Genomic DNA, 21,324 nt, shown 5'->3' with positions numbered 1-21,324 from the left:
GCTATGCCATCACCGTACGCAATCGTTTACGTTTCAAAATGCGGTTACGGTTAGGATAATTCTGAACCCGATCAGGGCGCGATTATGGTGCATTGCACCATGGCTGCGCAATCGTTTTCCCTTCTACTGCCTTCCAGAGGAAAAAGATTGCGGCAACGCACGCTTTCGCACACTGCTCAGCGATGGCGCTCACGTTTCTGCAGCACAGGACAGCAGCTCAAAAACATCGGGTTACACTGCTTTTAACCCTTTCGCAACATAAGAGACAGCGCAATGAAGCCCGCGATTTTGGTCGTTGATGATGATCGTGCCGTGTGTGAATTGCTACACGATGTATTGAGTGAACATGTGTTTACCGTCTACAGCTGCCATCAGGGCAAAGATGCCCTTGCGCTGCTCAGCCTGCATCCCGAGATCTCCCTGGTGATGCTGGACATGATGCTACCGGACACCAACGGCTTACTGGTGCTGCAACAGATGCAGCGGCAGCGGCCGGACCTGTTGGTCATCATGCTGACCGGGATGGGGTCGGAAGCAGATATGGTGGTGGGATTAGAGATGGGTGCGGATGATTACATCGCCAAACCCTTTAATCCTCGGGTGGTTGTCGCGCGCGCGCGTGCAGCACTGCGCCGCTGTGGACGTCTGACACAAGCTGATGCACAGCAGGATGAAGGATGGCAATTCAATGGCTGGCGGCTGGATGATGCGCGTTGTCAGTTGTTTAATCCTCAGCGCGAAAGTGTCGCCCTCACTCAAGGCGAATATACCCTGTTGCGCGCCCTGGTGGGTCACGCACGGAAAGTGCTGACGCGCGATCAACTGCTGGAACTGACTCACAATGAGAGTCTTGAGGTGTTCGACCGCACCATAGACGTGCTCATCATGCGACTGCGGCGGAAAATCGAAGCCAATCCACACCAACCCAGCCTTATCCGCACCATCCGTGGCCTCGGTTACGTATTTTCCGCTGATGTATTGCGTCCGGCTTCAGCCGCGCGTGAAACACAGATTGCCTGATTCATCCAGCGCTGCATCTCGGCCAATGGCCGCGTGCCGTCCAGCGCATTCGCTGCATGCAAATTGAAACAAGCGCAGGTATGTGCCAGCTTCAATGTCTCCAGCAGGGGCCAACCTTCATGACTGGCATATAACACCCCAGCACAAAACGCATCTCCCGCGCCAACGCTGCCCACAATCTCCTCTGGTTTCAGGCACCACGCCGGCTGCCACCCTGCTTCACCCCTGCTCTCTTGTCCCCAGGCACCTTCAGGGGCATGGATCACCACGCGTTGGCGCACGCCCTGTTCCAGTAACCAGGCGGCGGCCTCGGCAAACGCGCTGGGTGCAGCCAGCCCCGAAGCGCTGCGCAGCGTCACGCCAGTGAGTGACTGCGCCTCCAGTTCATTAATCACCAGATAGTCGAGCCAGCGTAACGCCGGCACCACCAACGGACGATACTCCCCGGTTCGCGACACCAAATCCAGCGAAGTGAGGTAACCCCGTTGCTGCATTTGTGCCAGCAGATGCGCGCTGCGCGTACCAAAAACCTCATCGGGCTGGTCGAGACTATCCAGCAACAACAAATAGCCGAGATGAAATATACGATGTGAAGTGACAACTTCAGCAAAATGGGGCAAATCCAGTTCGGCATTGGCGCCGCGGGCATGGAAAAACGTGCGTTGACCATCGGGCGTGGTCATCACTTGTGTCATCGCCGTGCTGACATTGCGCGTGCGTTGTACAAACTGACGATCAATCTGATGATCGTCCAGCAACTGCACGATGTAATCACCGTCACTGTCCCCGCCCACCATGCCGACACCGGCCAGCGGCAAATTGACCTGCATGCGCGCCAGGGTGAACAGCACATTCAGTGCAGCGCCTCCGCTGCACTTCTCACTGTGGGTGATCTCCGCTAACCAGCCTTGTTCTGGCCAATGCGTGATACGTTGCACATGATCCACCAGCATACTGCCCGCACCGAGAATACCGTTGCGTTGCACCATGTCAGGCCCTCCCGGCGCTGCCAAACACCTGCATCTGCTGCGCCACCACATTGGCAATATCGTGTTCTACCGCCATCAGCAGTTCAGCAAAGGAGTCGTAGCGCGCATCACGCTGGCTAATTTGCTTTTCTATCGCGCCTAGTGCGGCTTGTGACATACCGGTATAGAAATTGATTTTATGAATGCCCAAACTGATGGCGTGGCGGAAATCGGCATCACTGATCCCTGAACCGCCATGCAGCACCAAAGGAATGCCTGCCGCCGAGCGAATTGCCGCCAGACGCTCAAAGTCGAGCTTCGGCTCACCTTTGTATTTGCCGTGCGCGTTGCCAATCGCTACGGCCAGACAATCGATCCCGGTTGACTGGACAAACTCCGCCGCCAGAGCAGGATCGGTGAATTTGTTGCTGTCGGCCTCACCAAACAGCGCCCCACCTTCATCGCCGCCCACCGCGCCCAATTCCGCTTCAACCGATACGCCAATGGCGTGGCACATCTTCACCACTTCACGGGTCTGGCGCACATTCTCCTCATAGCTGAGGGTGGAGCCATCAAACATCACCGAAGTAAATCCGAGGCGAATCGCCTGCATCACCGCCTCAAAGTGCAAACCGTGGTCGAGATTGAGCACTACCGGGATATCATGTAGCGCCGCTTCTGTGCGAACCGCCGCAATCAGATGCTCGAGGCTGACGTACTTAAAATGCACTTCCGCGATGTTGATGATAAAAGGCGACCGTTGTTGCTCAGCCGCCTGGAACAGCGCACGCAGAAAATGGGTGTCCAGTACGTTAAATGCGCCGAGCGCGTATTGGTGTTGCTGCGCGTGGGCCAGGCCTTGCGCCAGTGAAATCAGTGACATCGTGAACTCCTTTATGCCAGCCAGCGGTGATATTCGTTGCACAACAGCCAGCGCGGATCTTCATCCTCATCAATCGGATTAAAGCGCGCCAGCGGTGTGAGAAAGACGTTGTCATGCTCGTCATCGTTGGGCATCGAGACTTCGCCAACCAGCACATCGCCATAGCCCTCTTCGCCCCAGAAACTGTGCCAGATACCGGGCAGCAAGGTGACGCTCTCGCCAGGAGACAGACGCAGTTGCGATCCCGCCGCGTGGGTCTGGCGGATGCCATCCAACGTGACGTTAACCGGTGAATCATCAAGCCGGTCGCCCGCGCGGTTATGCAGCGTGACGATCAGATTGCCGCCACCGCGATTGATGATGTCTTCCATCTTTTGTGGGTGGTAGTGCATCGGCGTCACCTGCCCTTCCCGCACGTGCATGATTTTTTCAGCGTAAGGTTTTCCCCACGGCTGACCGCCGCGCGACCCGTTGCGCAGAGTAAACAGGGTTAAGCCAGTCTGAGAGAAATCATCAGCGCCAAAACTGGTGACATCCCAGCCCAGATGCAGCGTTAGCAGCTCTTCTGCGTGGCGTTTATCCAGCGCACGCCAATGGTTGAGACCGTAATCTGCCCAGGGCGGCAGGTGCACATCCTGTCGCATAAAGAATTCGCGGGTGAGTTGCAGAATGGCGTTCACTTCGGATCGATGCATAACTCCGCTCCCAATGTGGGCGGCCCAGAGACCGCCTCAAGAAATCAACGTTATTTCACCGTCCAGCCTTTGTAGCTGCTGACAGTATTGCGATCGATCATCGTGACCGGAATCAGCACCGGTTTGTCAGGTGCGGGTTTGCCCTGCAGGATGTCGTAGCCAATCTCCACCGCTTTGGCTGCCATCACCTGCGGGTCTTGCGCTGGCGTGGCGACAAACAGCGATCCTTTACGTTTCAGGGCTTCTTCGCCGTCTGGCGAACCATCGACGCCGACAATAAAGAACTCACTGCGCTGGGCCTGCTTGGCAGCCAGATCGGCACCAATCGCCGTGGGGTCGTTAATCGCAAACACCGCATCGATCTTCGGATTGGCTGACAGCAGTCCGGTCATCACTTCCAGGCCACCATCGCGACTACCCTTGGCGTTCTGGTTATAGGAGAGCAGTTTGATATCGGGATGAGTTTTCAGCTCGTTCATACAGCCTTCAACCCGGTTTTGCACTGCTGACACCGGTGGTCCGTTGATGATCACCACGTTGCCTCTATCCTTCAGGCGATCAGAGATGTATTTACACGCCATCGCACCTGCCTGGGTGTTATCGGAGGTAATGGTGGCATTGGCACCGTCAGCCGCCACGTCGACCGCCACCACCACGATGCCTGCATCACGCGCACGTTTCACCGCGGGAGCGATGCCTTTGGAATCCGCGGCGTTAAGGATGATCATGTCCACTTTGGCGGCGATGAAGTTATCTATCTGCGCCACCTGCTGACCAAGATCGTAACCGCTGGAGACCAGCGTCACATTGACCTTGTCGCCGGCCAGTTCACGCGCCTTGAGCTCAGCACCTTTAGTGATCTGCACGAAGAACGGGTTGGCGAGATCGCCGACGGTGACACCAATGGATTTGAGTTCTTTTGCCTGCACCAGTGGCGCACTCAACAACGTCGCCGCCAGCAGTCCGGTCAGAATCGGATTAAAACGCATAGTCGATGTTCTCCTGCTTTTTTGATTATGTTGGCGACCCAGCAGATCGCCGTTGTGTGACAGCCTGTTCTCAATTAACCGAGTTGAGGGGCGTTATTGTCGCAGCCAGTTTGCCGACGGCCAGCGCACAGCAACCGGAGGGTACTCAAGTACGTGAGAGTTGCGCGCACTGCCCGGCGGTAAAATAGCTCGTTAACCCACGTGATGACGTGTGCGGTACTTATCGATGAGTACGGCGATAATGATCACTGCGCCCTTGATGACCAACTGCCAAAAGTACGAAACGCCCATCAGCGTCATGCCGTTATTCAACGTGGCGATAATCAGTGCACCAATCAGCGTGCCGGTAATGGTGCCGATGCCGCCGACAAAACTGGTGCCGCCCAGAATCACCGCGGCTATCGCATCCAACTCGTATCCCACACCCAGGTTGCCGTTGGCGCTATAGAGGCGTGAGGCGCTCATCAATCCGCCTAATCCCGACAACATGCCGCTCATGGCATAGACAAACACCAGCACCATGCCGACCTTAATCCCAGTCAGGCGCGCCGCCTGCACGTTGCCCCCTACAGCGTAGATGTGAACTCCCAGGGTAGTACGACGCAGAATGAACCAGCACAGCGCGATGACGGCGAAGGCGATGATGATGAGCCAGGGAATCGGCCCAAGATAACCATTACCTATCCACTCAAAATTGATATCGGAGTTAATCACCGTGGTACCGTTCGCCAGCAAATACGCCGCCCCGCGCAAGGCGGTATAGGTGCCGAGCGTCACGATAAAGGGCGGCAAACCTGCCCCCGCCACCAGCAGGCCGTTGAACAGCCCCATAATCAGCCCTGCGCCAAGCGCCGCTGGTATAGTCAGGCCTGCAAAGGCGGGATCCAGTGACACCACCATCGCTACCACTGCCGTAGTGCCCAGCATCGAGCCGACGGATAGATCTATCCCGCCGGTCAGGATCACAAAGGTCATGCCTGCCGCCAGCACGATATTGATCGAAGCCTGGCGGGTAATATTCAGCAGGTTAGCTTCGGTAATGAAGTTCGGTGCAACAAAGCCAAAAACCGCCACAATCAGGATCAAAATTGGCAAAATCCCCACCGTTTGCAGCAGGTCGCTCATTAAGGCGCGTTTAAGCGTTGGACTTTTTACACGTGCGGTTTCACTGGTCATTTCGGTCTCCTCAGGCCTGTACCGGCTGTGCGCCGGTGGCCAGTGTCATAATGTTTTCCTGGCTAATCTCAGCACCGCTCAGTTCACCGGCAATACTGCCTTCACGCATCACGTACACACGGTCGCTCATCCCAACCACCTCCGGCAGTTCGCTGGAGATCATCAGGATCGCCACGCCCTGTTGCGCCATCTGATTCATCATGCGATAGATTTCGCTCTTGGCACCGACGTCCACGCCGCGCGTGGGTTCATCCAGCAGCAAGATGCGCGGTGCAATCGCCACCCAACGTGAGATCAGCAGTTTCTGTTGATTACCGCCCGATAGCCCCCCCGCCCGTACCTGGGCGTGCGGCACACGAATGTTCAGTGATTCGATGGCGTCACCTGCAATCTTTTGCCCTTTGCGCCGATTAAGCAGACCGTAACTGGCATCGCGTTCCAGCGTCGCCATCACGATGTTTTCCTGTGCGGCCAGTTCCAGGAACAGCCCCTGCTCTTTACGGTTCTCGGTGAGGAAGCCAATACCACGTGCGATGGCATCTCGCGGCGAATGAATTTTGACTTTCTCGCCATCGATCCAGATTTCGCCTCCCTTGGGTTGATGCACGCCAAAAATCAGCTGCGCCAGCTCACTGCGTCCGGCACCGACCAATCCCGCCAATCCGACAATCTCCCCGGCACGCACCGAGAGACTACTGGGATGGACTTTGCGGTTATCGGTCAGGTGATTGACAGCGAGACGGACCTCGCCGAAAGGAATGTTGCGGTCTTTATTGAACAGATCGCTCAGCGGACGGCCAACCATCATACGCACCAGTTCACTGGCATTAAGCTGATCGCGCGTCAGGCTGCCAACATACTGCCCATCACGCAGCACGCTGACGCGATCCGAAAGCTCATACACTTCGGCCATGCGATGGCTAATGTAAATGATCGCCATGCCTTCGCTGCGCAGGCGTTTAATCAGCGCAAACAGCTGTTCGGTTTCGCGATTGGAGAGTGCTGCCGTGGGTTCATCCATCACCAGAATGCGGCTGTTGCGGTGCAGCGCGCGGGCAATCTCCACCTGCTGCTGTTCAGCGATACTGAGTTTGCTCACCAGATCGTTGGCACTGAATTGGGCACCCAGACGATTAATCACCAGCTGTGCCTCTTCCGCCATCTGCCGACGTTTCACCAGCCCACCGCGCGTGATCTCGCTGCCGAGAAAGATGTTCTCTGCCACGGTGAGATTAGGTGCCAGATTGATTTCCTGATAAATCAGCGTGATGCCTGCTGCCAGCGCTTCTTTTGGGCCTTTGATGGCGTAGGGTTTACCGTCGATAAGAATTTCCCCGCTGCTGGCGGTATAAGCACCGGCCAGAATCTTCATCAGCGTACTTTTCCCGGCACCGTTTTCGCCCATCAGCGCATGGACTTCACCCGGCCACACGGTCAGATCCACGCCCTTTAACGCGTAGAAACTGCCGAATCGTCGGGTGATTTCGCGCATTTCTAATATCGGTGTCGCCGCCATCGCCTGGCTCCTGCTTTCTGAAGTTGTCGCCGAGTGTTGCAACGCCAGATAAATGGAAAATGTCAGCGGCCATTCATATTTGTCATATTGCGCCCCGGTCACGCTTCTATACTCGCCGGGAGCTGAGAGGTAAGGAGTGACCGCAATGAGTCAGAGTCTGCACTGGCACGCTGGCGCGCGGGGTCGCCTGCTGCTATTTAACCTGTTAGTGGTGAGCGTCACGCTGGCGGTGAGCCTGGTGGCTATTTTTGGATTTCGCCACGCCGGTCACATTCAGGAGCAGGCACAGGCGCAAACCCTGGCGGATATGAACGGCAGCCTGGCGCTGGCGCGGGATACTGCCAACGTGGCCACCGCCGCCGTACGATTGGCGCAGGTGGTGGGTGCGCTGGAGTATCAAAGCGAGTCGGCTCGTCTGCAGCAGACGCAGCAAGCCTTGCAGCAGTCTTTATCCCTGCTGGCGAACGCGCCATTGGCCGCACAGCAACCCGCGCTGCTGGCGCGCATTCGTGAACGCAGCCAGATGCTGGAACAGAGCATCAATCAGCTGCTGCGTGTTGGCCATCAGCGCCACTTACAGCGCAACGTGATGTTAAGTGGCCTGTGGCAGGCGCAACTGCTGCTGAATCGCATTGATGTGCTCGCCAGCGACGGCGCTTTTTTGCCGCTGCGCCAGCAAACGGATGCCCTGTTAAAGGTGGCGATCCAGTCCACTGCGCCACAAGCCGCTGAACAGCAATTAAAGCAGGTGCTGCCCATTTGGTCCGCCCTACCGTTACAGGATGCGCTGGCGATGCAGCGTGACCGATTGGTCGACACCACGCGCAGCTTACAACCCATCGCTGATCAGCTTGAGCAGAGCGATATTGCCATTGCCTACGCGACCTATCGCATCAAAGCCCTGGTCGCGATGCTGAATGGTGACATCACCCATTATGTGCAACTGGTGGCGCAGCAGAGTGATGCGCGCAGTACCGCCACGCATCAGGAGCTGGACTCCATCATCGGGTTTATTGGCCTGTTTATGCTGCTGGCACTGTTGATCACCGGTTACGCAGGTTACTACATTTATCGTAATCTCGGTTCGAGCCTGACCGCTATCGCCCACGCCATGACGCGTCTGGCCCAGGGCGAGAAAAGCGTCAATGTTCCGGGATTGGCCCGCCGTGATGAGCTCGGCGATCTGGCTCGCGCCTTTAACGTCTTTGCACGCAATACGGCTTCACTGGCCCACACTTCCCGCCTGTTAAAAGAGAAAAGCAATCAGCTGGAATCCACTTTCCTCGCCATGCGCGATGGCTTTGCTTTGTTCGATAACAGTGGGCAACTGGTGGTGTGGAACGCGCAGTACGCCGAGCTACTCGGCATTCCGGCACGCGACCTGCATCGCGGCCTGCATTATCAACGTCTGCTAGAGCGAATGGATGTGCAGCTCACCAGCCTGCAGGATGCGCAGGAAGTTCGCCTGCCCGACGGCCGCACGCTGGAACTGCGCTTTAGTCCGGTGCCACGCCGTGGCATGGTCAACACCGTGCTGGAGCGCACCACACGTAAGGCGCTGGAAGAAGCGCTGCTGCACAGCCAAAAAATGAAAGCGGTGGGCCAACTCACCGGCGGTATCGCCCACGACTTTAACAACCTGCTGGCCGTGATTATTGGCAGTCTGGCCCTCACCGTGGGCCAACTCCCCTCCGGTTCACTGGCCAGTCGCATTGAGCGAGCCCGGCTGGCGGCCGACCGCGCGGCACAGCTTACCCAGCGGCTGCTGGCCTTCTCACGTAAACAGTCGCTTTATCCGCGTGCGGTATCAGTCATTGAGCTGGTCGATAATCTGCACTCACTGTTACAGCATGCACTGTTGCCCGGTCAGCAATTAGTGGTTGATGCGCAACGCCCCGGCTGGCCCGCGTGGATCGATGCCGGGCAACTGGAAAATGCGCTGATGAATCTGGTGGTCAATGCACGCGATGCCATGGAGAAACAGAGCGGAGAAATTCGCCTGCGCATCTGGAATCAGCGAATGCAGGAAGCGGATGGTAAACGCGATCGCGTCACCATTGAAGTTATCGATCACGGCTGCGGCATGTCAGCCGAGGTACGTGAACAGGTGTTTGAGCCATTTTTCACCACCAAAGAGACCGGCAGCGGCAGCGGACTGGGGTTGTCGATGGTGTATGGATTTGTGCGTCAATCTGGCGGGCAGATCGAAGTGGAAACCGCCCCCGGCCAGGGCACCACCGTGCGCCTGCTGCTGCCGCGCGCACCGGAAGCGGTCCAGCCCGCGCCGACTCTTCCCGAATTTACGCCGGGTGCCAGCAGTGACCGGCTGGTGTTGGTGCTGGATGATGAACCCGCCGTCAGGCAGACATTGTGCGAGCATCTGCATCAACTCGGCTACCTCACTTTAGAGTGTGGCGATGGCGAATCCGCACTCACGCTGCTGCGGCAGACGCCAGATATTGAGTTATTGATCAGTGATTTGATGTTACCCGGCGCGTTAAACGGGGCGGATGTGATTCGCCAGGCACAGCAGCAGTGGCCAGAACTGGCCACCCTGCTGATCAGCGGTCAGGATTTGCGCCAGAGCCAGGTCACTTTGCCACTGTGTGAACGGCTGGCGAAGCCCTGGCAGCAGGCGCAGTTGGCGCAGGCGCTGGAGCGCGCCTGGCAACGCAGTGAACGGCTCAATCGCGCACGGCAGGCTGCCACAGCGGCAACGGTTTCCCCGTAATGTAGCGCTTACGCAGTTTGCTGGAGATCACATCCATGATCATCACCACGCCAACCAACAGGATGGTCAGGAACATCACCACATCCCAGTTCCACAGGCGCATGTTTTCGGCATAAACCAGACCGACGCCCCCTGCGCCGACGAAGCCGAGTACTGCCGCCGAACGGGTATTGGATTCAATCTGGTACAGGCTCAACGCCAGGAAGGTCGGGAAGGATTGGGTAAAGATGCCGAAGCGATGTTTCTGCAAGCTGTTGGCCCCTACCGCACCTAAACCCCGGCTCGGCGAACGCTCAACCGCTTCATGCCCTTCCGCATATAGTTTGCCCAGTAAGCCCACGTCCTGTACCACAATCGCCAGCACACCCGCTAGTGGTCCCATGCCAACTGCACGCACAAAGATCAGGCCCCAGATGGCCATATCGACACCGCGCAGGATGTCGAGCAAACGGCGCACCACTAAGGAAATCGGACGGGCAATCGGATCGTGCATCACGTTGCGGGCGGCAAGGAAAGACACCGGCAGCGCAATAATGGAAGCGGTCAGCGTCCCGGCGAAGACAATCGCCAACGTGATGCCAATCTGGGAGAAGTAATAAGCAAACGGCCAGTTGATAAAATCCTGCCAGACAAACATGCGCAAGAAGTAACGGCCCAGCTGCTGGCAACCGATCAGGAACCGGCTCCACTCAATGCCGAAAAATTCAAAGAAGAACAGGTAATAGAGCACCACGGCGAGGGAGACTAAAGCCACGCGGCGCAGATAACGGTTTTGTGCGGCGAACAGTGCAGGATGTTCCTGCTTCAGTTTTGCCACATCCGGTGCTAATGCGATCATTTGATTTCCCCTTCCACCACGCGACGACGCAACCAGCCGGATACGGTATCCAGCAGCGACACCACCACAATGATCAGCAGCAGTGTGATGCTCACCTGATCGTAGCGATCCAGTTTGATATTGGTCATCAGCTCCTGGCCGATACCGCCCGCCCCCACCAATCCGAGGATAGTGGAAGATCGGAAATTCACTTCCAGACGCATAAAGCTGTAGGAGAGAAATGTTGGTTTGACCTGAGGCCAAAAGGCAAAGCGCATACGCTGTAACTTGGTGGCGCCACACGCCGCCAAACCGCGCACCGGTTTGTCCGAGGCGCTCTCAATCGATTCATAAAACAGTTTGGTCAGGCTGCCCACGGTGTGCAGTGCCAGCGCCAGAAAGCCAGGAATCGCACCGATGCCAAACGCCATCACGAACATCACAGCCCACGCCAGTTCTGGCATGGTGCGCAGGAAAGCGACAAACGCGCGGATCGCGATGCGGACGCTGCGCGGCGTCTGGGTGTTATCAGCTGCGAAAAACGCCAGTACCCCAGCCACCATCACTGCCACAATGGTCGACGACAGCGCCAGCTGCAGGGTTTCCCAGATCAGCGGCAACTGGAAGTGCAGACGGTAGCCCCAATAGGCCAGCGAGCCTTCGGTTTTTCCATCGGAGAACAGCACGGGCAGATGCAACACCGGCACGGTTTCGCCGATGTAATCGAAAAAGTGTGGCAGTGATTGCCAGACGGTGACCAGATTGAATTCCGCCATCTTGCCCGCAGCGAGGTAGAGCGCCACCAACAGCAGCGACCAGAGCACAGTGTCGCGCTTTTGCTGGCGACGAATGCGTTGGTAGTAGTGTTCGAAATCGGTCAAGGGGAATGTCCTGTGGTAGAGGGTGGTGCAGATGTGAAAAGGGTCGCCATCACGGGCGACCCTGCCGGTCAGACGCGAAATTAACCGCGTGAGCCTTTCATCAGATCACGTTTCATATCGATGATGTTCTGATAATCGGCAACGGTTGCCGGGCCGATGTGCTGAGCACCGCCCACCGCTTTAACAAAGCAGCTGTGGTCTTCTTTATCCAGCTTCTTGATCGCCGCCACCAGCTTCTGTTTGAAGTCAGCGGGCAAGTTATTGCTCACCAGGATTGGACCGTTCGGGATCAGCGGAGACTGCCAGATGATGCGGATTTTCTTCATCAGGTCAGGCTGGTCCATACGCATCATGCGGCCAAAGGCACCAGAGGTATAACCCTTGTCGTAATCACCGATCATGGAGGTCCAGGTCACTGCGCCTTCGAACTGACCATTCAGCACACCCAGGATGTCCTGCTCATGGCCGCCAGAGAAGGTGACGCTGGAGAAGGTGTTGTTGTACTTGTCGTCAACTGTGCCACCGAACTCTTTCTTGAACGCCTGGTTTGGCATCAGGAAGCCAGAAGTTGAATCCGGATCGGCCATACCGAAAGATTTGCCTTTCAGGTCTTCCAGTTTTTTGTACGGGCTGTCCGCTTTCACGATCACGACTGAGTGGTAACCTTGTGAACCGTCTTTGTCATCTACCACGATGCCGACAACATCAACCGCTTTCGGGTTCTGCAGATAGACGGAAGCGTAAGATGCTGGAGACATGCTCAGCACCATATCAATTTTGTTACCCAGCAGGCCCTGAATCACGCCTGAGTAGTCAGACGAGTTGCGCATTTTGGTATCGACATTCAGCTCTTTGTCGAAGAAATCTTTCACGCACTGGTTATCACCGATCTGCTGAGTGGCGTTCTGTCCACCCAAAATCCCGAGGTTCAATTCTTTTGGTGCATCCGCTGCGTTAACGCCAAAAGTCATTGCAACAGTCAATAAAGCTAAAGAGGTCAGTTTCATTCGTGTTTTTTCTCTTGCCGTGGAAGTTAGTGGAGCTGGTTAATTTCGTCGCCGTACAGCTCATGCAGCAAGCCGTCGGTCAACTGAGAAGGATGTCCGTCAAACAGCACTTTGCCGCGCTGAATGCCGATAACACGGGTGCAATACTGCTTCACCAGTTCAATCGAGTGCAGGTTCACCATCACGCTGATGCCCTGCTCACTCACCTGGCGCAGCACATCCATGATGCGTTTGGTGTTTTTCGGGTCGAGTGAGGCCACCGGCTCATCGGCCAGCAGGATGCGCGGGTTCTGCATCAGCGCACGGCAAATCGCCACGCGTTGCATCTGTCCACCTGACAGATTCTCCGCACGCTGCAGCGCCTGCGGCAGCATGTTCATCCACTGCAGCAGTTCAATTGCTCGCGCGCGATCCGCTTCGGAGAACACTTTGAAGAAGGATTTCAGGGTTGAGGTCTGGCTCAGGCGTCCCAACAGGACGTTAGTCAGCACATCGAGACGCGGCACCAGACAGAAGTCCTGGAAGATCATGCCGCATTCGCTGCGCCATTCGCGCATCTGGCGGCTGTTGAGCGTCACCACATCACGATCCGCTTCACCCTGACGATTGCTGAGAATCGCACCCTGTGAAGCAGAGATGGTACCGTTCAGCATGTGTAACAGTGTCGATTTGCCTGCGCCTGAGCGACCAATCACGGCCACCAGCTCGCCCGCATGCAGATCGAAGCTGACATTATCCAGTACGCGGTTTTCGCCGTACGCCTTGCACAGTCCCTGTACCGACAGCACCTTGTTGCCTTGCCCGGCGTGCGGAACATAAGGATTGTCGATAACGGTTTTCAGTAATGCCTGTGCCATGTTGCACTCCATCTCGCTGAGGTCTTGATTGCCCGTTATTACGGGCAAATCCGATGAAGTCTTGATGACAGTAAAATGATTAAACAGTGACAGCGTGTGAGGAACCGACCGTGATGGTCTGACCGTCGGTAGCCGCCAGCACATTGTCCGGTAAGCGATTATTGAGTAACCAACTGTCCATCTCATGGCTCAGGTGGATAAGCCAGGCCTGGCGCGGCGCCAGCTGTTCAATAATCTGCAATGCGCGCGTCACATCATTATGATTGCGTACGCTTTCTCGCGGCGGGTCATTGCAGTCAATCACCAGCTGATCCAGCGGTTGACCATCAAGAAAATCTGCAGTGTCCGGGGGTAATCCGCAGGTATCACACAGCCAGGCAAGCCGCGTACCGTGCCAGTCGAACAGGTAGCCATAAGTGAGTTTTGAGTGCTGCAACGGCAGCGGCGTGACCTGCAACGCCCCGAAACTGTGAGGCACAAAAGGCGTTAACGCAGAACGGAAATCCAGCAGTCCCGGATGCTTAAACAGGTCATCACAGCCCTTCTCATCCGGTGGCGCCCACACCGGAATCGGTTCACCCAATCCCCAACGCAGGCTAAAGAGTCCCGCTACATGATCCATATGAAAATGGGTCAATAAAATGCGACTTAGCTCGCCGGGACGAAAGCGCTGATGCAGATCGTGACGTCCGGCATCTAGCAAAATACGTTCGCTGCCGGTGTCAATCAGCGCACTGGTGGCAGCACGAGCGCGTCGTGGCTCAAGACGTGCACGTTCGCAAGCGTGGCAATCACAGCCAAACAGCGGCGCAGATTGCACGCCTCCAGTACCGAGAAAAGTGAGGTTCATGGCGGATGCTCCAGCAACTGGCGCAGCCGGTCGAGCGTGTCGCTGAGTGCGCCATCGTTATTGAGCGGATGGCAGTGCGCAGGCAGCGGTTCTGCCGCACGCGCCAGCCGTTTACCGATTTCGGCTTCACTTTCACGTCCGCGCTGCCGTAAACGCATTTCCAGCACCGCCGGAGAGACTTGCAGCACCAGCGGCAACAGTTGTGCCCCGTAATGCTGCTCAACAATCGGCAAATGCAGACGTGAACCATTGACCAGCACATTTAAACCCCGCGCCAGCCAGTGGTCGATTTCCTCCCCCAGCCCGTAATACAGGCCGTGCGCCTGCCAGCTAATGGCAAACAATCCTAGTGTCTGACGCCGCCGAAACTCGGCCTCGCTCAGCGCCACATGGTTTTCACCCCCGGCATCGGCCGGGCGCGTAATGTAGCGATGGGCGATGACCAGGTTATCCGGCGGCGCTTCGCGTAGCGCATTCAACAGACTGTCTTTACCCGAGCCCGAAGGCCCGGTTAGCCAGATCAGGCGCGCCATCAGAACACCAGCCTGCCCTGCGACCAGACGTGGCGAATGTGTGGGTGGCCATGTTCGGTATGCGCCAGCACCAGGTCGGCACGCATGCCTTCGCCAATCACCCCGCGATCGTGCAAGCCAATCGCGCGAGCCGGATTACGTGTCACCAGCGCGGCGGCTTGTGGCAACGTCAGGCTGTTGCGCTCATCCGCCACTAAGCGGAACACCGCGTCCAGCAGGCTCGCCGGGTAGTAGTCGGATGACAGAATATCCAGCAGGCCATGGCTGGCTAGCTCCCAGGCTGCCACGTTGCCGGAATGCGAGCCGCCGCGTACGATATTCGGCGCGCCCATCAACACCTGCATACCGCATTCGCGCGAGGCGCGTGCGGCCTCCAGCGTGGTGGGGAACTCAGCAATGGTGCTGCCCACATCGTGTGATTCGGCAACGTGTGCCGCTGTGGCATCATCATGACTGGCAATCGGAATGCCGCGCGAACGGCACAGGCCGGAAATGGCGTTGCGGTTCGGGGTGGAGAACTCGGCGGCCAGCGCCAGTTGCTCACGCTCGAACTGATCCATCTGCTCATCACTCAGCGAATATTTGCCCTGATAATAGAGGCGATACATCTCCAGTGAAGCGTATTGACGCTGACCTGGCGAATGGTCCATCAGCGATACCAGCGACAGCTCCGGCGTGCTCATCAGCTTTTCGAACAGCGGCAGAGTGGTGTTATGGGGCAGCTCGCAGCGCAGGTGCAGATGGTGATCGACACGGTTAATGCCTTTGCGGTTGCTGTCCTGAATCGCGTTGATCATCTTGCTCAGGTTCTCAATGCGATGACCGCCGTCGCGCACATCGCCGACACCAATGGCATCCAGCACCGTGGTAATACCGCTGGCGACCATCAGCGCATCGTGGCTACTCATCGCTGAGTGTGCCGGCCAGTCCACTTTCGGACGCGGCGTGAAGAACTTATCGAGGTTATCGGTGTGCAACTCGACCAGACCTGGCAGCAGGAAGGCGTTTTCGCCATCCAGTGCGCCCGCTAATTGGCTGGTACTGTCACTGAAACTGGCAATGCGACCCTCACGGATTTCCAGCGAACCGGTGACAACTTCATGTTCCAGCACCAAACGGACGTTATTGACGATCATGCTTCTGCTCCTGTTTTAACCGGCTGCATGACGTGCAGGCGATCGGCCACGCGTGCGCGCACCGCTTCGTCATGGAAAATACCCACAATGGCGGCACCACGGGTGCGCGCCTGTTCAATCAATTCCACCACCGCTGCGCTGTTGGCACTGTCGAGGGAAGCGGTGGGTTCATCCAGCAGCAGCACTGGATAGTCGGCGATAAAACCACGCGCGATGTTGACGCGCTGCTGTTCACCACCGGAGAAAGTGGATGGCGCGAGTGACCATAAACGCTCCGGCACATTCAGCCGTGTCAGCAGCTCTTTGGCACGTTTCTCACAGAAAGCACGCTCCACACCGCGCTCTAACAGCGGTTGCATCACGATCTCCAGCGTCGGTACGCGAGGGATCACCCGCAGGAACTGGCTGACCCAGCCAACGGTTTCGCGGCGAATCGCCAGTATCTGGCGCGCGGGAGCCTGTGCCATATCGATCCACTCACCCTGATGTTGCAGCCAGATATGACCGCTGTTGGCCTGATAGTTGCCGTACAGCGCGCGCAGTAAGGTGGATTTTCCGCTGCCGGAGCGACCGTGCAGCACCACGCACTCACCGGCGCACACTTCAAGATTGGCATCCTGCAGCACCGGCAGCTCGGCGCTGCTCTGGTTGTGCAGCACAAAGGTTTTGCTGAGTTTCTCTACGCGCAATAAAGGTTGCATGTTGATGTCCTGATGAAGTTAAGCCAGCACCGATGAAACCAGCAGTTGGGTGTAGGGATGGTGCGGATCGTCCAGCACCCGATCGGTCAGACCGCTCTCCACCACTTTGCCCTGCTTCATCACCAACAGACGGTGCGCCAGCAAGCGCGCCACGCCGAGATCGTGCGTGACAATCACCACCGCCAGATTGAGTTCACGTACCAGGGTACGCAGCAGATCCAGCAGTCGCGCCTGCACGGATACATCCAGTCCGCCGGTCGGCTCATCCATAAACACCAGCGTGGGCTGGGTCACCAGGTTGCGGGCAATTTGCAAACGCTGCTGCATACCGCCGGAGAAGGTGGTCGGCAAATCGTCAATGCGGTTGGCGGGGATTTCCACGTCCTGCAACCAGCGCATCGCCTCTTTACGGATATCGCCGTAATGGCGCTGGCCGACGGCCATCAAGCGCTCACCAATGTTGCCGCCTGCCGTGACCTGCGGACGCAATCCATCCAATGGATGCTGATGCACCACGCCCCACTCGGTGCGCAGTAAGCGGCGGCGATCGCTTTCACTTAGCTGATAGAGATCCTGAGCGCGATAGAGAATGTTGCCCTGCTGTGGCGCTAAACGCGCCGACAGGCTGCGCAGCAGCGTGGTTTTGCCGGAACCAGACTCGCCCACAATGCCCAAGACTTCCCCTGGATAGAGTTCAAAGCTGACGTCTTCAAAACCTTTGCCTGGCGCATAGAGGTGCGTCAGATTGTTGACCGCAAGCAGCGGCTGTTCACTGTGCATGTTGTTGTTCCTGCTGCTGGTGGCAAAAATCGGTATCGGAGCAGACAAACATGCGCGTACCGACATCATCCATGACCACCTCATCAAGGTAGCTGTGGCGTGAACCGCACAGGGCACAGGGTTCATCCCAGCTTTGTACGGTGAATGGGTGGTCGTCGAAGTCGAGGCTTTCCACTTTGGTGTACGGCGGCAGCGCGTAGATGCGTTTTTCACGGCCAGCACCAAACAGCTGCAGTGCGGGCATCATGTGCATCTTCGGGTTGTCGAATTTCGGAATCGGCGATGGATCCATCACGTAGCGATCGTTGACCTTGACCGGATAGGCGTAGGTGGTGGCGATATGGCCGTAGCGGGCGATATCTTCATACAGTTTGACCTGCATGATGCCGTACTCTTCCAGTGCGTGCATGGTGCGAGTTTCCGTTTCGCGTGGTTCGATAAAGCGCAGCGGCTCAGGAATCGGCACCTGGAAAATCAGCACCTGATCTTCCTGCAGCGGCGTCTCCGGAATACGGTGGCGGGTCTGGATCAGCGTGGCGTCTTTGGTGGCTTCAGTAGTGGCGGCCCCGCTGACGCGCTGGAAGAAACGACGGATCGATACGGCATTCGTGGTGTCATCCGCGCCCTGGTCAATCACCTTCAGCACGTCGCTGTCGCCAATGATGCTGGCGGTGATCTGGATCCCGCCGGTGCCCCAGCCGTAAGGCATCGGCATTTCACGTCCGGCAAACGGCACCTGATAACCTGGAATCGCTACCGCTTTGAGGATCGCGCGACGGATAGTGCGCTTGGTCTGCTCATCCAGATAGCCGTTGTTATAGCCGGTTAACTCACTCATCGTTTTGCTCCTGAACCTGTTCACGCAGCCGTTTCAGCAACTCCAGCTCCGCCTGGAAATCGACGTAATGCGGCAGTTTTAGATGCGAAACAAAGCCCGCCGCTTCCACGTTGTCGGCATGCGACAGCACAAACTCTTCGTCCTGCGCCGGACCGGCAATACGTTCATCGTAATCGGGTGCTTGCAGGGCACGATCCACCAGCGCCATCGCCATCGCTTTACGCTCTGAGCGCCCAAACACCAGGCCGTAACCACGGGTGAAGTGCGGCGCACCCTCAGTTTGCGTGGTGAAGCCGTTAACCATTTCACACTCGGTCAGCAGAATTTCACCGATATCAATCTCAAAGCCCAGCTCTTCCGGGCAGATTGATACGCTGAGATAGCCGGTGCGGATTTCGCCAGCAAACGGGTGATTGCGGCCATAACCACGCTGCGTGGAGTAGCCGAGCGCCAGCAAGAAACCTTCATCGCCGCGTACCAGTTGCTGCAGGCGTGCCGCGCGCGTCGCCGGATAACCGGGCGGCTCGCGTGTGATATCGCACGGCTCACTGCCATCATCCTCTTCACGTGCCGCCAGACCCTCTTTGGTCATCATGCTGAACACATGCGGACAGCGTTCAGGCAGCGCCTGATCGTCACGCGGTGCCGCCGGGGTTTCACCGTTGGCCAGCAACGTGAAATCGAGCAGACGATGGCTGTAATCGTAAGTGGGGCCGAGCACCTGGCCGCCCGGCAAATCCTTATAAACCGCCGAAATACGACGTTCGATGCGCATCTCATCGGTTTCCAGCGCCAGGCTATCAGCCAGACGTGGCAAGGTGGTGCGATAGGCGCGCAGCAGGAAGATGGCTTCCACCAAATCGCCGCTGGCTTGTTTAATCGCTAAGGCCGCGAGCTGGGGATCGTAAATGCCGCCTTCGGTCATCACGCGATCCACCGCTAATCCCAACTGTTGCGCGACCTGATCGCAACCCAGTTCCGCCACGTCACGGTCGCCACGGCGCAGATCGGCCTGAAGCTCATGGGCGCTGGCTATCGCCTTCTCGCCCCCTTTCACCGCAACGTACATCAGCACACCTCCACGTCAGTGGTGCGTGGCAAGGCCATCATCGCTTCACCGCAGGTGAAAATCAGATCCACGCCCAGTGGGAACGGATGCGGACGCTCGCGCAGATAAGTCAGAATCGCTTCCGGCAACTGTGGCGCGATGGCGCGTGATTCACGCAGGCCAGGGCCGGACAGGCGCAGGGTTAAACCCCCATTCAGGGAAGGCACTTCAATGATCAGCGTGGTGCTTTTTTCCGGTGACATATTGTCGCCCGGCGCGAACTGCGCAGGATCCGGATTTGACGCTGCATGGGTTAAGGCAAACGGTGCATGGCGCTCTTCCACAATCGGCACACCGGTGTGGAAACGCAGGTTGTTACGCACGATTTCGCTGTCTACACGGCTATCCAGCCACAGCGCACTCTCCTGATCCACCAGCGTCAGCAGTACCGCCGTCGCGGCAGGAGACAAATCGCCCCAGCCCTGTTCCAGCGGCAGTGAGACCATGACGCCTGGCTCGCTCATGGCTTTCAGGATGCGACGAAAAGCACGCTGTGAATCGGCAACCGGATGGTTAAAACTGGCGAGTAATGTCATTAGTTATCTCCGCGTACCAGCGTAAAGAAGTCCACTTTAGAGCTGGCGATTTCACGTGCACGCAGCTGACGCTGCTCTTCACGCAAGGCCGCCAGCGGGGCAATTAATTTTTCCTGCAACAGCGCATGGGTTTCCGGCTGTTGCAGCAGCGCATCAATCACGGCGCAGCGTTCGGCATGGGCTTTATCGCGGCCCAGCACATAGCTGAAGCCAAGGGTGCCATCGTGCAGTTTCACTACGGCACGCGTGACGGTGGCATCGCCCATTACGAAGCGTTTGCCGCTACCGCCCATGCGCGCCTGCAAACGGGTTAAACCGGTTTCGGCGGGACGAATCGCTTCAAATTGTGCATTGAGGTGCAGCGACTGCCAGTGGGCATTTAGCTGGCTGGCTTCGCTGTGCGCGAGTACCGATAGCCAATGCTGGCGAGCGGTTTGCTGTTTCATTCATGCTCCAGAGTCAGTTCAATCATGTCGCCACGCGTCAGGCTGACGGAGTATTCCGCTACCTGACCGTCACGGTGTTTATTCAGGGTGCGCACGCAGAGCAGCGGTGACTGCAGGGCAATCTCCAGCTGTTTACACTCTTTAGCCTGGGCGCGGCGGGTGCTGATTCGGGTTTGCGAACGCGTTAAATCGAGGCCAAGGTGCTGCTGCATAAAGTCATGCAGCGAGCCGTTCTGGAACTGCTGTATCGTCGGCCACCAGCTCAGTTCCGGCAGGAAGTGATTGATGACACACACTGGCACACCATTGACCCGGCGCAGCGTACGCAGATGAATCACGTTGTCGCCTTCATTAATGGCCAGTGCACTGGCCACATCACTGCTGGCGGGACGCAATACCGCCAGTAACCGCTCACTGGTGGGGTGGCTGCCCTGCTCCAGCAGGTTTTGGCTAAAGCGCGCCTGCGCATGCAAGGGGTAATCATAGGGACGCATCAACACCAGGATGCCGACGCCGTGACGGCGTTGCAGCAGCCCTTTGTTCACCAGTTCATCCACCGCGCGGCGCAACGTATGGCGGTTGACTTCATAGTGGTCGGCTAACTGCTGTTCGGAAGGCAGATAGTCACCGCAGCGATAACGCTCTTGCAGTGCCTGCTCCAGTTGGGCGGCGACCGCCTGGTAAACAGTGGTCGGATGTCTGGATATCTCCATCACGTTCAATACCTCATTCGCTATGGTTGAGGAACGCAGCGACAAGTGCTGCGAGATGGCGACTACAGTGCGCGAGCCAGATGACAGCGCCGTGACGGCTCAATGACGCAAGGATGAATTTGCTTTAGGGCAGCAGGATCGAA

The 21,324-nt window shown here is 57.4% G+C and carries 22 protein-coding genes; 2 read left to right on the top strand and 20 right to left on the bottom strand.

The features are described 5' to 3' along the window. Window positions 1–273: 273 nt before the first annotated feature. Window positions 274–1,020 (top strand): response regulator, encoded by a 747-nt coding sequence (locus WFP70_RS01000; protein WP_058959928.1) that lies wholly within the window; start codon window positions 274–276, stop codon window positions 1,018–1,020. Here WFP70_RS01000 and WFP70_RS00995 read toward each other — a convergent pair. The 6 genes from WFP70_RS00995 to WFP70_RS00970 all read right to left on the bottom strand — a co-directional run bounded on the left by WFP70_RS00995 (window position 957) and on the right by WFP70_RS00970 (window position 7,247). Next, a complete protein-coding gene (locus WFP70_RS00995) occupies window positions 957–2,009 on the bottom strand; it encodes a carbohydrate kinase family protein (RefSeq protein ID WP_337022372.1) in 1,053 nt (350 codons plus the stop codon). The two genes, WFP70_RS01000 and WFP70_RS00995, sit on opposite strands and share 64 nt — an antisense overlap. Before the next feature lies 1 nt (window position 2,010). After that, on the bottom strand, window positions 2,011–2,871 hold the full coding sequence (locus WFP70_RS00990; protein ID WP_337022371.1) for a ketose 1,6-bisphosphate aldolase: 861 nt from the start codon (window positions 2,869–2,871) through the stop codon (window positions 2,011–2,013). Window positions 2,872–2,882: 11 nt separating this feature from the next. Then, entirely contained in the window at window positions 2,883–3,566 is a 684-nt protein-coding gene (locus WFP70_RS00985; protein WP_337022370.1) for a D-lyxose/D-mannose isomerase, read from the bottom strand. Between the two features lie 50 nt (window positions 3,567–3,616). Further along, window positions 3,617–4,555: an ABC transporter substrate-binding protein gene (locus WFP70_RS00980; protein ID WP_337022369.1), complete on the bottom strand. Its 939-nt coding sequence runs from the start codon at window positions 4,553–4,555 to the stop codon at window positions 3,617–3,619. Window positions 4,556–4,747: 192 nt separating this feature from the next. Then, window positions 4,748–5,731, bottom strand: coding sequence for an ABC transporter permease subunit (locus WFP70_RS00975; RefSeq protein ID WP_337022368.1), 984 nt, complete (start codon window positions 5,729–5,731; stop codon window positions 4,748–4,750). A 10-nt stretch (window positions 5,732–5,741) separates the two neighbouring features. After that, window positions 5,742–7,247, bottom strand: a complete 1,506-nt coding sequence (locus WFP70_RS00970; RefSeq protein ID WP_337022367.1) for a sugar ABC transporter ATP-binding protein — start codon at window positions 7,245–7,247, stop codon at window positions 5,742–5,744. A 145-nt stretch (window positions 7,248–7,392) separates the two neighbouring features. Here WFP70_RS00970 and WFP70_RS00965 point away from each other — a divergent pair, with 145 nt between their 5' ends. Then, a complete protein-coding gene (locus WFP70_RS00965; protein WP_337022366.1) occupies window positions 7,393–9,978 on the top strand; it encodes an ATP-binding protein in 2,586 nt (861 codons plus the stop codon). On the opposite strand, the gene phnE (WFP70_RS00960) is transcribed toward WFP70_RS00965, so the two are convergent. From phnE (WFP70_RS00960) to phnF, 14 genes are all read right to left on the bottom strand, one after another. Next, window positions 9,932–10,816, bottom strand: a complete 885-nt coding sequence (gene phnE, locus WFP70_RS00960; protein ID WP_337022365.1) for a phosphonate ABC transporter, permease protein PhnE — start codon at window positions 10,814–10,816, stop codon at window positions 9,932–9,934. The two genes, WFP70_RS00965 and phnE (WFP70_RS00960), sit on opposite strands and share 47 nt — an antisense overlap. After that, complete coding sequence (gene phnE / locus WFP70_RS00955) at window positions 10,813–11,676, bottom strand: phosphonate ABC transporter, permease protein PhnE (RefSeq protein WP_034824562.1); 864 nt, start codon at window positions 11,674–11,676, stop codon at window positions 10,813–10,815. The genes phnE (WFP70_RS00960) and phnE (WFP70_RS00955) overlap by 4 nt, the downstream gene beginning before the upstream one ends. A gap of 80 nt (window positions 11,677–11,756) precedes the next feature. Continuing rightward, window positions 11,757–12,683, bottom strand: a complete 927-nt coding sequence (gene phnD / locus WFP70_RS00950; RefSeq protein ID WP_034824564.1) for a phosphonate ABC transporter substrate-binding protein — start codon at window positions 12,681–12,683, stop codon at window positions 11,757–11,759. A 26-nt stretch (window positions 12,684–12,709) separates the two neighbouring features. Continuing rightward, window positions 12,710–13,540 (bottom strand): phosphonate ABC transporter ATP-binding protein, encoded by an 831-nt coding sequence (gene phnC / locus WFP70_RS00945; protein WP_200569610.1) that lies wholly within the window; start codon window positions 13,538–13,540, stop codon window positions 12,710–12,712. 79 nt (window positions 13,541–13,619) lie between these two features. After that, window positions 13,620–14,390 (bottom strand): phosphonate metabolism protein PhnP, encoded by a 771-nt coding sequence (gene phnP / locus WFP70_RS00940; RefSeq protein ID WP_058962103.1) that lies wholly within the window; start codon window positions 14,388–14,390, stop codon window positions 13,620–13,622. After that, a complete protein-coding gene (gene phnN, locus WFP70_RS00935; RefSeq protein WP_160832763.1) occupies window positions 14,387–14,923 on the bottom strand; it encodes a ribose 1,5-bisphosphokinase in 537 nt (178 codons plus the stop codon). Before phnN ends, phnP begins: the two co-directional genes overlap by 4 nt. Beyond that, on the bottom strand, window positions 14,923–16,059 hold the full coding sequence (gene phnM / locus WFP70_RS00930; RefSeq protein WP_337022364.1) for an alpha-D-ribose 1-methylphosphonate 5-triphosphate diphosphatase: 1,137 nt from the start codon (window positions 16,057–16,059) through the stop codon (window positions 14,923–14,925). Before phnM ends, phnN begins: the two co-directional genes overlap by 1 nt. Continuing rightward, the gene (gene phnL / locus WFP70_RS00925) at window positions 16,056–16,760 is read right to left on the bottom strand and encodes a phosphonate C-P lyase system protein PhnL (RefSeq protein ID WP_034824574.1); all 705 of its coding nucleotides are present in this window, start codon (window positions 16,758–16,760) and stop codon (window positions 16,056–16,058) included. Before phnL ends, phnM begins: the two co-directional genes overlap by 4 nt. 18 nt (window positions 16,761–16,778) lie before the next feature. Continuing rightward, a complete protein-coding gene (phnK, locus tag WFP70_RS00920; protein WP_038646247.1) occupies window positions 16,779–17,540 on the bottom strand; it encodes a phosphonate C-P lyase system protein PhnK in 762 nt (253 codons plus the stop codon). Further along, the gene (locus WFP70_RS00915; RefSeq protein ID WP_337022363.1) at window positions 17,530–18,378 is read right to left on the bottom strand and encodes an alpha-D-ribose 1-methylphosphonate 5-phosphate C-P-lyase PhnJ; all 849 of its coding nucleotides are present in this window, start codon (window positions 18,376–18,378) and stop codon (window positions 17,530–17,532) included. The genes phnK and WFP70_RS00915 overlap by 11 nt, the downstream gene beginning before the upstream one ends. Further along, complete coding sequence (locus WFP70_RS00910) at window positions 18,371–19,447, bottom strand: carbon-phosphorus lyase complex subunit PhnI (protein WP_034824580.1); 1,077 nt, start codon at window positions 19,445–19,447, stop codon at window positions 18,371–18,373. The genes WFP70_RS00915 and WFP70_RS00910 overlap by 8 nt, the downstream gene beginning before the upstream one ends. Next, window positions 19,447–20,022 (bottom strand): phosphonate C-P lyase system protein PhnH, encoded by a 576-nt coding sequence (gene phnH, locus WFP70_RS00905; protein ID WP_034824582.1) that lies wholly within the window; start codon window positions 20,020–20,022, stop codon window positions 19,447–19,449. The genes WFP70_RS00910 and phnH overlap by 1 nt, the downstream gene beginning before the upstream one ends. Continuing rightward, complete coding sequence (phnG, locus tag WFP70_RS00900; RefSeq protein WP_034824584.1) at window positions 20,022–20,468, bottom strand: phosphonate C-P lyase system protein PhnG; 447 nt, start codon at window positions 20,466–20,468, stop codon at window positions 20,022–20,024. The genes phnH and phnG overlap by 1 nt, the downstream gene beginning before the upstream one ends. After that, on the bottom strand, window positions 20,465–21,181 hold the full coding sequence (gene phnF, locus WFP70_RS00895; RefSeq protein ID WP_166932154.1) for a phosphonate metabolism transcriptional regulator PhnF: 717 nt from the start codon (window positions 21,179–21,181) through the stop codon (window positions 20,465–20,467). The genes phnG and phnF overlap by 4 nt, the downstream gene beginning before the upstream one ends. Window positions 21,182–21,324: the final 143 nt, after the last annotated feature.

The sequence above is a fragment of the Pantoea sp. USMM079 genome, assembly GCF_037153115.1.
GTDB classification, from domain to species: Bacteria; Pseudomonadota; Gammaproteobacteria; order Enterobacterales; family Enterobacteriaceae; genus Pantoea; species Pantoea communis.
The sequence above is the reverse complement of the archived record's forward strand: the minus strand, read 5'-3'. Positions and strand labels throughout refer to the sequence as shown.